Raw genomic sequence first — 11,682 nt, forward strand, 5'->3', positions numbered from 1 at the left:
CACGCAACGGATTGGCCGTGAAGCGCCTGACACCAGGCACTTCAACGCCTTCGCCTGAACTCAGTCGTCGCTGATTTCAATGCTCGGCATGCCGGCATTCAATGAGCCGCTCTGGGCAATTCGCGCACCGACGCAGCGTGCGATCTCTTGGTAAATCATGGCGATCTGGCTTTGCGGATCGGCAATGGTGGTGGGCTTGCCGCCATCGGACTGCATGCGAATGGCCATCGACAAGGGCAGTGACGCCAGCAGATCAACGCCGAACTGCGCCGCCAGCTTCTCGCCACCACCTTCGCCGAACAGGTGCTCGGCGTGGCCGCAGCTCGAGCAGATATGCACGGCCATATTCTCCACGACGCCCAGCACCGGGATATGGACCTTACGGAACATCTCCACGCCTTTTTTCGCATCCAGCAGCGCCAGGTCCTGCGGCGTGGTCACGATCACCGCGCCGGCCACCGGTACTTTCTGCGCCAAGGTCAGCTGGATATCGCCCGTGCCTGGCGGCATATCAACCACCAGATAATCCAGATCATCCCAGGCGGTCTGGGTGATCAACTGCAGCAACGCGCCGGAGACCATCGGCCCGCGCCACACCACCGGGGTGTTTTCGTCGGTGAGAAAGGCCATGGACATCACCTGTACGCCATGGGCCTCCAGCGGCACAAACCACTTCTGATCGCGCACCTCGGGCCGCGTACCTTCAGGGATACCAAACATGATGCCCTGGCTCGGCCCATAGATATCCGCATCGAGAATACCAACCTTGGCGCCTTCACGAGCCAACGCCAGGGCCAGGTTGGCCGCGGTGGTCGACTTGCCCACGCCGCCCTTGCCCGAGGCCACGGCAATCACGTTCTTCACATTGGCCAGCGCCGGTACCTGGGCCTGAGCCTTGTGCGCCTCGATCACGCAATCGACCTGCACCTGCGCCCTGCCCACGCCTTCGAGGTTTTCCAGGGCCATCTGCAGCATCTGTGCCCAGCCACTCTTGAACAGACCCGCGGCATAGCCCAGCTCCAAGCGCACCTTGACCTGGCCACCCTGGATATCCACCTCACGCAGGCAACCGGCGCTGACCGGGTCCTGATTCAGATGTGGGTCGGTGTATTGCGACAGGGCAGCTTCGACTGCGGCGCGGGTAACGGCACTCATGGTGGGCTCCGAAAGGCTGATTCAAGCAGGCCGGCATCATAACAGCAGCGGCAAGCCACAGGCTGCAAGTGAGGACACCCGGCAGTGGCTCGTGCTTGCCGCTGGTGGCTTGCCGCTTGCCGCTGCTTTATAGTTACCGGCTTCCCTGAGTTACCAGTGCAGCCGATTCCCATGAGCGAAGCCCGCAAGATTCTCGTCACCAGTGCCCTGCCCTACGCCAACGGTTCGATCCACCTTGGCCACATGCTCGAGTACATCCAGACTGACATGTGGGTGCGCTTCCAGAAGCTGCGCGGCAACCAGGCGATCTACGTCTGCGCCGACGACGCCCATGGCTCGGCGATCATGTTGCGCGCCGAGAAAGAAGGCATCACCCCGGAACAGCTGATCGCCAATGTACAGGCCGAACACACCGCCGACTTTGCCGACTTCGGGGTCAACTTCGACAACTACCACTCCACCCACTCGGATGAGAACCGCGAGCTGTCGGCGGCCATCTACCTGAAGCTGCGCGACGCTGGGCATATCGCCACCCGTTCGGTGACCCAGTACTTCGATCCCGAGAAGGGCATGTTCCTCGCCGACCGTTTTATCAAGGGCACCTGTCCCAAGTGCGCGGCCGAGGACCAGTACGGCGACAACTGCGAAAAATGCGGCGCCACCTACGAGCCGACCGAGCTGAAAAATCCACGCTCGGCGATTTCCGGCGCGGTGCCGGAGCTGCGCGACTCCAAGCACTTCTTCTTCAAGCTGCCGGACTTCGAGGCCATGCTGAAAAGCTGGACCCGCGGCGGCGCACTGCAAGACGCGGTGGCCAACAAGATCGCCGAATGGCTGGATTCCGGTCTGCAGGAATGGGACATCTCGCGCGATGCGCCCTACTTCGGCTTCGAGATTCCCGACGAGCCGGGCAAGTACTTCTACGTCTGGCTGGATGCGCCCATCGGCTATATGGCCAGCTTCAAAAACCTCTGCGCACGCACGCCTGAGCTGGACTTCGATGCGTTCTGGGGCAAGGACTCGACTGCCGAGCTGTACCACTTTATCGGCAAGGACATTGTCAACTTCCACGCCCTGTTCTGGCCAGCGATGCTCGAAGGCGCCGGCTACCGCAAGCCGACCGCGGTCAACGTGCACGGCTACCTGACGGTCAACGGGCAGAAAATGTCCAAGTCGCGCGGCACCTTTATCAAGGCGCGCACCTACCTGGATCACCTCAACCCCGAGTATCTGCGTTACTACTACGCGGCCAAACTCGGCCGTGGCGTGGATGACCTGGACCTGAACCTGGAAGACTTCGTGCAGAAGGTTAACTCGGACCTGGTCGGCAAGGTGGTCAACATCGCCAGCCGTTGCGCCGGCTTTATCCACAAGGGTAATAACGGCCTGCTAGTGGCCGGCAATGCCGCGCCTGACCTGACCGAGGCCTTCCAGGCCGCTGCGCCGAGCATTGCTGAAGCCTATGAGGCCCGCGACTTTGCCCGCGCCATGCGCGAGATCATGGCCCTGGCCGACCGCGCCAACGCCTGGATCGCCGACAAGGCGCCCTGGTCGCTGAACAAGGTCGAAGGCAAGCAGGACGAAGTGCAGGCCATCTGCGCCCTGGGCGTGAACCTGTTCCGCCAGTTGGTGATCTTCTTGAAGCCCGTGCTGCCCAAGCTGGCCAGCGATGCCGAGGCCTTCCTTAATGTCGCGCCGCTGAGCTGGAACGACCACCAAACGCTGCTGGCCAACCATCAATTGAACCCGTTCAGCGCCCTGCTGACCCGTATCGAGCCTGCGAAAATCGACGCCATGATCGAAGCCTCCAAAGAAGACCTGGCCGCCAGCGAAGCCGCCCCAGCAGCCACCGGCAATGGCGAGCTGACGAAAGACCCACTGGCCACCGAGATCGCCTTCGACGCCTTTGCTGCAGTCGACCTGCGTATCGCCCTGATCGAGAAGTGCGAATTCGTCGAAGGCGCCGACAAACTGCTGCGCCTGACCCTGGATATTGGCGATGCCAAGCGCAACGTATTCAGCGGCATCAAGAGCGCCTACCCGGACCCAAGCAAGCTGGAAGGCCGCCTGACCCTGTACGTGGCCAACCTGGCCGCGCGCAAGATGAAGTTCGGCATCAGCGAAGGCATGGTCCTGGCCGCTGGCCCTGGCGGTGAAGAAATCTACCTGCTCAGCCCCGACAGCGGCGCCAAGCCGGGTCAGCGGGTCAAGTAAGCCTGCGACCCAATAGCGCAGCCTCTCTGATCAGGCTGCGCTAGCCTTATGGCAACACCTCAGGAAGGCTGATCCAGCTTGTATGGCGGGATCGGCTTACCGATAATAGCCAGCCTTTTCCTGCGGCCTTTGCCCGTCCATCCATGGAACCCGCAATGACCGAACTCGCCCTGATCATGGTAAGCGCCATCCTGGTCAACAACTTCGTGTTGGTGCAGTTCCTTGGCCTGTGCCCGTTTATGGGTGTCTCGAAAAAGATCGAGACCGCCATCGGCCTATCCCTGGCCACGACCTTTGTGCTGACCCTGGCGGCGATGTGCAGTTACCTGGTCCAGCAGTACATTCTGCGCCCGCTGGATATCGAGTTCCTGCGCACCATCAGCTTTATTCTGGTGATCGCCGTGGTCGTGCAGTTCACCGAAATGGTGGTGAACAAGACCAGCCCGCTGCTGTACCGGGTACTGGGCATCTTCCTGCCGCTGATCACCACCAATTGCATCGTTCTGGGCGTGGCCCTGCTCAATGCCAACAAGGCCGAGTTCACCTTTATCACCGCCACGGCCAACGGCTTTGCCGCCGGCCTGGGGTTCTCCCTGGTGCTGGTGCTGTTCGCCGCCATGCGTGAACGCATCGCCATCGCCGACGTGCCCAAGTCCTTCCAGGGTGCCGCCATCGGCATGGTCACGGCCGGCCTGATGTCATTGGCATTTATGGGCTTTACCGGGCTGATCAAGCTATGAGCCTGGTGTTGATTGCCGTGCTCGCCCTGCTCGGCCTGTGCCTGGTGTGCGGCGCGATTCTCGGCTTTGCCGCCGTGCGTTTCAAAGTCGAAGGCGACCCCATCGCCGAGCAGATCAACGCCCTGCTGCCGCAGACCCAGTGTGGCCAATGCGGTTATCCGGGCTGCAAGCCCTACGCCGAGGCAATTGCCGGCGGCGACAAGATCAATAAATGCCCCCCCGGCGGCGAAGCCACCATCCAGGCCTTGGCCGACTTGCTCGATGTCGAAGCCGAACCGCTGGACGCCGTCGAAGGCGAGAAGCCGCAGATGGTCGCCTACATTCGCGAAGCCGAGTGCATCGGCTGCACCAAGTGCATCCAGGCCTGCCCGGTGGACGCCATCCTCGGCGCGGCCAAGCAGATGCACACGGTGATCGTCTCCGAATGTACCGGCTGCGACCTGTGCGTCGAGCCCTGCCCGGTGGACTGCATCGACATGATCGAAGTGGGCAGCAACGTGCAGAGCTGGAAGTGGGAGAAGCCCCTGCCCCCCGGCCAGCTAATCGCTAGCGACCGGGAGCAGGCCGCATGAATGCACCGGTGAGCATCTGGGACATCCCGGGCGGTATCCACCCGGCCGAACGTAAAGAACTCTCCAACCACGCGCCGATTGCGCCCGCCCCCGTGCCTAAGCGCCTGGTGCTGCCGCTCAATCAGCATATTGGCGCGCCGGCCGAGCCGGTGGTCAGCGTGGGCGAGTATGTGCTCAAGGGCCAACTGATCGCCGCCGCCACCGGCGTGGTCAGCGTGCCCGTGCATGCACCGACGTCCGGCACCGTCAGCTTTATCGGCGCCCAGCCCTACCCGCACGTTTCGGGCATGCTGATGCCAGCCATCGTCATCGACAGCGACGGCCTGGACCAGTGGGGGTCGCTGACGCCCTGCCCCGATTACCGCGAGCTGGAAGGCAGCGCCCTGGTCGAACGTATTCGCCAGGCCGGTATCAGTGGCCTGGGCGGCGCGGGTTTCCCGACCTCGGTCAAGCTCAACGCCCGGCCGACGCAGAAGATCCACACGCTGATCATCAACGGTACCGAGTGCGAGCCCTACATCACCGCCGATGACCTGCTGATGCGCGAGCGCGCCGAAGCGCTGGTATCGGGTATCGAAGTACTCGCCCAGCTGATCCAGCCCGAACAGGTGCTGATCGGTATCGAGGACAACAAACCCGAGGCCATTGCCGCCGTGCAGGCCGCAGTCGGCGAACGGCCGTTTGCCGTGCGCGTGTTCCCCACCAAATACCCCTCGGGCGGGGAAAAGCAGCTGATCCAGATTCTCACCGGTGTCGAAGTACCCAGCGGTGGGCTGCCCGCCGACATTGGCATGCTCTGCCAGAACGTCGGCACCTGCGTGGCCATCCATGACGCCGTGCTGCTCGGCAAGCCGCTGATTTCGCGCGTCACCACCCTGACTGGCGAAGCACTGGCACGCCCCGGCAACGTCGAGGCGCTGATCGGCACGCCGGTGGGCGAGCTGCTGGCCTTTGCCGGGCTGGACCAGGCCAAGCTGAATCGCCTGATCATGGGCGGCCCGATGATGGGCTTTACCCTGCCGTCGCTCGATGTGCCGCTGATCAAGACCAGCAACTGCCTGCTGGCCTCGACCAAGGCCGAACTGCCGCCACCACCGCCGGCCATGCCGTGCATCCGCTGCGGCGAGTGCGCCGAAGCCTGCCCGGCCAGCCTGTTGCCGCAGCAGCTGCATTTTTTCGCCCTCGGCCAGGAGCACGAGCAGCTCAAGGCGCACAACCTGTTCGACTGCATCGAGTGCGGCGCCTGCGCCTATGTCTGCCCGTCGAGCATCCCGCTGGTGCAGTATTACCGCGCGGCAAAAGCAGAGATCCGCGACCTGGAGCACAAGCAACTCAAGGCCGAGCACTCCAAGCAACGCTTCGAGCAGCGTCAGGAGCGCCTGCGCCGCGCTGAAGAACAGAAAGAAGCCGAGCGCCAGGCCCGCGCCGAGCGCGCCGCCCAGGCCAAGGCCGCACAAGCCGATGCAGCGCCAGCCGCTGTTACGGCGCCAGCCGACGATGCGCTGAAAAAGCTCAAGATCGCCGCCAGCATGGCCCAGGTCGCCCTGAAAAAGGCCGAGAAACAACTGGCAACCCACGACACCGCCGAACTGCAGGCCCAGGTCGACGAGCTGCGCAGCGCCGCCGAGGCCGCGCAACAAGCCCTGGAAACCGCCCAGGCCGCAGCACCTGCACCCGCCGCCAAACCCGTCGGCGACGATGCGCTGAAAAAGGCCAAGATCGACGCTGCCATGCTTAAGGCTCAGCTGCGCAAGCTGGAAAAACTCGAAGCCCCCGACGCCGACCAGCAGGCCGAACTGGCGAGCCTGCGCCAGCAACTGGAAGCGGCCGAGACAGTCCTCGCCAGCCTGCAAGAACAGGCCCCTGCTGCCGCCGCTAAACCCGCCGGCGACGAAGCACTGAAAAAAGCCAAGATCGACGCCGCCATGCTCAAGGCCCAGTTGCGCAAACTGGAAAAACTCGAAGCCCCTGACGCCGACCAGCAAGCCGAGCTGGCCCGTCTGCGCCAGCAACTCGAAGACGCCGAGAAAGTCCTCGCCAGCCTGCAAGAACAGGCCCCCACTGCCGCCGCCAAGCCGGCCGGTGACGACGCGCTGAAAAAAGCCAAGATCGAGCTGGCGATGAAACGCGCCGAGCTGAAGAAAGCCGAAAAGGCCGCTGCCGACGAAGCCAGCCTGCAGCCGCTGCGCGATGCCCTGGCAAGCGCCGAGCAGGCGCTGCACGCTGCTGAAGCGGCCTCAGGCAAGCCGGCACCGGAGCTGGTACGCCGCGAGCAGCCAGGCGTGGACGACACGCTGAAAGCCCTGAAAACCGAAGTCGCCTTCGCCCGCGCCGATCTGCGCAAGCTGGAGCGTGACGCGCAGGCGGCGCCCGACGCGCTGGAGCAGGTCCGTCAGCGCCTGGCCAACGCCGAAGGGCAACTGGCCGAGCACAGCAACACACAGCCCCCCATCAGCTAATGCAGCCCGTGCCGCGCGAACACTGCGCGGACGATACCCACAACCGGAGCGTCAATGGCCCTGCCCCGCATCACATCGCCCCATGCCACGGGCAGCAACCGCACCCAGCAGGTCATGCTGCAGGTGCTGTTGGCCACGCTGCCGGGCATCTTCGCCCTGACCTGGCTGTTCGGCGCCGGCACCCTGTTCAACCTGCTGTGGGCCAGCCTCTGTGCCCTGGGCTTCGAGGCCGCGCTGCTGGCGGCGCGCAAGCGGCCGGTGCAGTTCTTTCTCAAGGACTGCAGCGCCCTGCTCACCGCCGTACTCCTGGCCCTGGCCCTGCCGCCCTACTCGCCCTGGTGGCTGACCCTGGTTGCCTGCGGCTTTGCCATCGGTTTCGGCAAGCAACTCTACGGCGGCCTGGGGCAGAACCCGTTCAACCCGGCCATGCTCGGCTATGTGGTGGTGCTGATTTCCTTCCCGCTGGAGATGACCAGCTGGCCGGCGCCGCATAGCATCGGCCTGGTCGAAGGGCTGGGGCACATCCTGGGCATTGCCAGCCTGCCCGATGGCTGGGTGCAAGCCACGGCGCTGGATGCCCTGAAGATCAATAAGAGCCTGACCATCAATGAGCTGCACGCCACCAGCCCAGCCTTTGGCTACCTCGGCGGCGCTGGCAGCGAGGCGGTCAACCTGGCGTTTCTCGCCGGCGGCCTGTACCTGCTGCACAAGCGCCTGTTCAGTTGGCACGCGCCAGTCGGCATGCTCGCCGCGCTGTTCGTCATGAGCCTGCTGTTCTGGAATGGCAGCGGCTCGGACTCCAACGGCTCGCCGCTGTTTCACCTGCTCACCGGCGCGACCATGCTCGGCGCCTTCTTTATCGTCACCGACCCGGTCAGCGGCGCCACCAGCAACCGCGGCCGGCTGATCTTCGGCGCTGGCGTGGGCATCCTGGCCTACGTGATCCGCGCCTGGGGCGGCTACCCCGATGGCGTCGCTTTCGCCGTGCTGCTGATGAACCTGGCCGCCCCGACCATCGACTACTACACGCGGCCACGCACCTACGGGCACCGCAAACCCACAAACGGCTTCAAGGTGGGGGACTGAATATGCTGCCGGAAATCAGCCGCTCGATGCTCAAAAACGCCCTGGTCCTCGGCCTGTTTGCCGTGGTCACGGTCGGCGGGGTCACCCTGATCCAGCAAGCCACTGCAGGGCGCATCGAGGCCGCCGCCCGCGCCGCCCAGGTGCGCGCCCTGGGCGAGATCCTGCCACCGGGCAGTTATGACAACGACCTGCTCGACGCCAGCATGAGCCTGCAGGACCCACTGCTTGGCGGTCGAGGCGCCCAACCGGCGTACCGGGCGTACAAAGACGGCCAGCCCAGCGCAGTGATCCTGCAGGCCACCGCGCCGGATGGCTACAGCGGCGCCATCGAGCTGCTGGTGGGCATCCGTACCGACGGCCAGGTCGCTGGTGTGCGCGTGCTCAAGCACCGCGAAACGCCCGGCCTGGGCGACAAGATCGAGCTGGCCAAGAGTGCCTGGATCCACAGTTTCGCGGGCAAGTCGCTGAACAACCCCGATGAATCGGGCTGGGCGGTGAAAAAGGACCGTGGCGACTTCGATCAGTTTGCCGGCGCCACCATCACCCCGCGCGCCGTGGTCAAGGCGGTGCACAATGCCCTGCTGTACTTCCAGGCCCATCGCGCCAGCCTGCTCGGCTTGCCGGAGACACAGCCATGACCCGTTACCGCGACATCACCGTAAATGGCCTGTGGAAGAACAACCCGGCCCTGGTGCAACTGCTCGGTCTCTGCCCCCTGCTGGGTGTGAGCAACTCCACGGTCAACGCCCTCGGCCTGGCGCTGGCCAGCGCGGTGGTGCTGATCTGCTCCAACACCGCAGTCTCGCTGGTGCGCGGGGTGGTCAATACGGCAGTTCGCCTGCCGGCCTTCGTGATGATCATCGCCGCCCTGACCACCTGCATCGAGTTACTGATGCAGGCCTTTACCTACGAGCTGTACCAGATCCTCGGCATCTTTATTCCGCTGATCACCACCAACTGCGTGATCCTCGGCCGCGCCGACGGCTTTGCCGCCAAGCACGACCCGGCGCGCGCCGCCTACGACGGCCTGATGATGGGCATTGGCTTCGGCCTGGTGCTGGTGCTGATCGGTGCCGCGCGCGAACTGCTTGGCACAGGCGCGCTATTTGCCAATATGCACCTGCTGTTCGGCCCCATCGCCAATGACTGGCAACTGACCCTGATCGCGGACTACAAGGGCTTTTTGCTGGCGATTCTGCCGCCCGGCGCCTTTATCGTTCTGGGCCTGCTGATCGCCGGCAAGAACCGCATCGACCAGGCCCTGGCCGAGCGCGCCAAGGCCGCCGCCCCTGAAGCACCCGCGCAAAGCCGCCGGGTACGGGTCACCGGGGTGATCGAATGAACGCAGCCAAACGCCTGGAAATCTTCCGCCGCCTGCACGAAGACAACCCTGAGCCCAAGACCGAGCTGGCCTACAGCACGCCGTTCGAGCTGCTGGTGGCGGTGACCCTGTCGGCCCAGGCCACCGATGTCAGCGTCAACAAGGCCACCGCCAAGCTGTTCCCCGTGGCCAACACCCCGGAGGCCATCTACGCCCTCGGCGTCGACGGCCTGTCGGCATACATCAAGACCATCGGCCTGTACAACAGCAAGGCGAAGAACGTCATCGAAGCCTGCCGCCTGCTGATCGAAAAGCACGGCAGTCAGGTACCGGACAACCGCGAAGACCTCGAAGCCCTGCCCGGCGTCGGCCGCAAGACCGCCAACGTGGTGCTCAACACCGCTTTTCGCCAGTTGGCCATGGCGGTGGACACGCATATCTTCCGCGTCAGCAACCGCACCGGCATCGCCCCAGGCAAGAATGTGGTGGAAGTGGAAAAGAAGCTGCTCAAGTTCGTGCCCAAGGACTATCTGCTCGACGCTCACCACTGGCTGATCCTGCACGGGCGCTACGTCTGTGTGGCGCGCAAGCCGCGCTGTGGCAGTTGCCGTATCGAAGATTTGTGCGAATACCGCGAGAAAACCTCGAACGATTGAGCGTCAGAGGTTTTTCCATGCCAGTCGATTGAAAAAATCTTTTTTACCCGCCCGCTGTTTCTCTATATAAGGTGCGCAATCGCCCCCGTAGCCTGGAGTGAATGCAATGAGCACCGGCAAAGAGAATCTTGAACTCGAAGACGACTTCGTCGCGGAAGACGCGGATGATGCCGAAGCACCGGTCGAAGTGGCGAAAACCAACCTGACCAAGCGCCGCATCATCGACAACTTCCTCGAAGAACGTCGCCTGCACAAACAACTGGCCGAGTACGACTTCGATATTTGAAGCCCCTCACCAACAAAAAGCCCCGTCCAGGTAGCCTGGCCGGGGCTTTTTTGTTGGCTGTGTTGCACGGCGTCAATGCTTTTCGTGAGAGCCGCGCCCCGCGGCGAATGCCATGGGCAACGCCGAAATAACTGAATGGCTGCAATCGATTCGCCCCGAGGCGGGGCTCCTACGCGCGTTCGCGGGTTCACACAGGTGCTGCGTTATGACCTGCATAGCCTTAAACAGGAGCCGATTCACTCGACTAAGTGCTGGCCGCATTCAACAACGTCAACTCATCGGCGCTCAGCACAAGATCTGCCGCCTCAACCAGCATAGGCAATTGCGCAGGGCTGGTGATGCTTGCGATAGGCGCACTGATGCCGGGTTGCTGCCTCAGCCAGGCCAGGGCAACACTGGCTTGGCTGACTGCACGCTGCTGAGCAACGCTCAGCAGGGCTGCCAGGATCCGCTGCCCGCGTGGGGTGAAGTAACGCTGCAGATCTTCAGCACGCGGGTGCCCCTGAATATCTGCGACATCTCGGTACTTACCCGTGAGAAAACCGGACGCCAAGCTGAAGTAGCTGACTACTCCGATGTGATTATCCAAGGCAAAGCCCTGGATGCTCTGCTCAAAATCGGCACGATCATGCAGGTTGTACTCTAGCTGCAGCACATCGTAGCGAGGCAGCCCCTCGCGCTCACAGGCACGTGCTGCTTGCAGTTGCTCCAGGCTGTAATTGGACGCCCCGATCGCCCTGACCTTGCCCGCGCTAATCAATGCTTGATACGCGCTCAGGGTCTCTTCGTGGGGTGTTTGCGTGTCGGGAAAATGGGAAAAGTACAGGTCGATGTAATCGGTATTCAGTCTGCGCAGCGAATCCTCCACCGCCTTGGTTATGCAGCCGCGGGACAAGCCGCCTGTACCGTCGCCTATGTCTGCACCTACTTTGGTAAATAACGTGAGTCGGTCACGCAGGCTGCGATTACGCGCGATCCAGGCACCAATCACTCGCTCCGACTCGCCCCCAACATGGCCGTCAACCCAAACGGAATACATATCCGCCGTGTCGATGGTGGTGATACCCGCCTCGAAGGCGGCGCTCAGCACCGACAGCGAGGTGCGCTCGTCAATCGTCCAACCGAATACATTGCCGCCTAGAACGACCGGCGAGATAGTGAGGCCCGTCTGGCCCAGAACCTTGGAATGCATG

The 11,682-nt window shown here is 63.3% G+C and carries 11 protein-coding genes; 9 read left to right on the forward strand and 2 right to left on the reverse strand.

The genetic code is table 11. From position 1 onward, the window contains the following. Positions 1-60: 60 nt before the first annotated feature. Positions 61-1,155 carry an iron-sulfur cluster carrier protein ApbC gene (gene apbC / locus BMW49_RS03850; RefSeq protein WP_069515974.1) on the reverse strand — a complete coding sequence of 365 codons (1,095 nt, stop codon included), beginning with the start codon at positions 1,153-1,155 and terminating at the stop codon, positions 61-63. A 171-nt stretch (positions 1,156-1,326) separates the two neighbouring features. On the opposite strand from apbC, the gene metG reads away from it, so the two are divergent. The 9 genes from metG to BMW49_RS03895 all read left to right on the forward strand — a co-directional run bounded on the left by metG (position 1,327) and on the right by BMW49_RS03895 (position 10,489). After that, entirely contained in the window at positions 1,327-3,369 is a 2,043-nt protein-coding gene (metG, locus tag BMW49_RS03855; protein WP_069515975.1) for a methionine--tRNA ligase, read from the forward strand. A 155-nt stretch (positions 3,370-3,524) separates the two neighbouring features. Then, positions 3,525-4,109, forward strand: a complete 585-nt coding sequence (gene rsxA, locus BMW49_RS03860) for an electron transport complex subunit RsxA (protein ID WP_069515976.1) — start codon at positions 3,525-3,527, stop codon at positions 4,107-4,109. Next, entirely contained in the window at positions 4,106-4,681 is a 576-nt protein-coding gene (rsxB, locus tag BMW49_RS03865) for an electron transport complex subunit RsxB (RefSeq protein WP_069515977.1), read from the forward strand. Before rsxA ends, rsxB begins: the two co-directional genes overlap by 4 nt. Then, on the forward strand, positions 4,678-7,140 hold the full coding sequence (gene rsxC, locus BMW49_RS03870; protein ID WP_069515978.1) for an electron transport complex subunit RsxC: 2,463 nt from the start codon (positions 4,678-4,680) through the stop codon (positions 7,138-7,140). Before rsxB ends, rsxC begins: the two co-directional genes overlap by 4 nt. A gap of 54 nt (positions 7,141-7,194) precedes the next feature. Beyond that, complete coding sequence (locus BMW49_RS03875) at positions 7,195-8,226, forward strand: RnfABCDGE type electron transport complex subunit D (RefSeq protein WP_069515979.1); 1,032 nt, start codon at positions 7,195-7,197, stop codon at positions 8,224-8,226. 2 nt (positions 8,227-8,228) lie between these two features. After that, the gene (gene rsxG / locus BMW49_RS03880; protein ID WP_069515980.1) at positions 8,229-8,864 is read left to right on the forward strand and encodes an electron transport complex subunit RsxG; all 636 of its coding nucleotides are present in this window, start codon (positions 8,229-8,231) and stop codon (positions 8,862-8,864) included. Further along, positions 8,861-9,568: an electron transport complex subunit E gene (locus BMW49_RS03885; RefSeq protein WP_069515981.1), complete on the forward strand. Its 708-nt coding sequence runs from the start codon at positions 8,861-8,863 to the stop codon at positions 9,566-9,568. Before rsxG ends, BMW49_RS03885 begins: the two co-directional genes overlap by 4 nt. Continuing rightward, positions 9,565-10,203 carry an endonuclease III gene (nth, locus tag BMW49_RS03890; protein ID WP_069515982.1) on the forward strand — a complete coding sequence of 213 codons (639 nt, stop codon included), beginning with the start codon at positions 9,565-9,567 and terminating at the stop codon, positions 10,201-10,203. Before BMW49_RS03885 ends, nth begins: the two co-directional genes overlap by 4 nt. A gap of 106 nt (positions 10,204-10,309) precedes the next feature. Next, entirely contained in the window at positions 10,310-10,489 is a 180-nt protein-coding gene (locus BMW49_RS03895) for a PA3496 family putative envelope integrity protein (protein WP_069515983.1), read from the forward strand. A gap of 244 nt (positions 10,490-10,733) precedes the next feature. On the opposite strand, the gene BMW49_RS03900 is transcribed toward BMW49_RS03895, so the two are convergent. Then, a complete protein-coding gene (locus tag BMW49_RS03900) occupies positions 10,734-11,681 on the reverse strand; it encodes an aldo/keto reductase (protein ID WP_069515984.1) in 948 nt (315 codons plus the stop codon). Between the last annotated feature and the right edge of the window lies 1 nt (position 11,682).

Source organism: Pseudomonas cuatrocienegasensis (assembly GCF_900110925.1).
Taxonomy (GTDB): domain Bacteria; phylum Pseudomonadota; class Gammaproteobacteria; order Pseudomonadales; family Pseudomonadaceae; genus Aquipseudomonas; species Aquipseudomonas cuatrocienegasensis.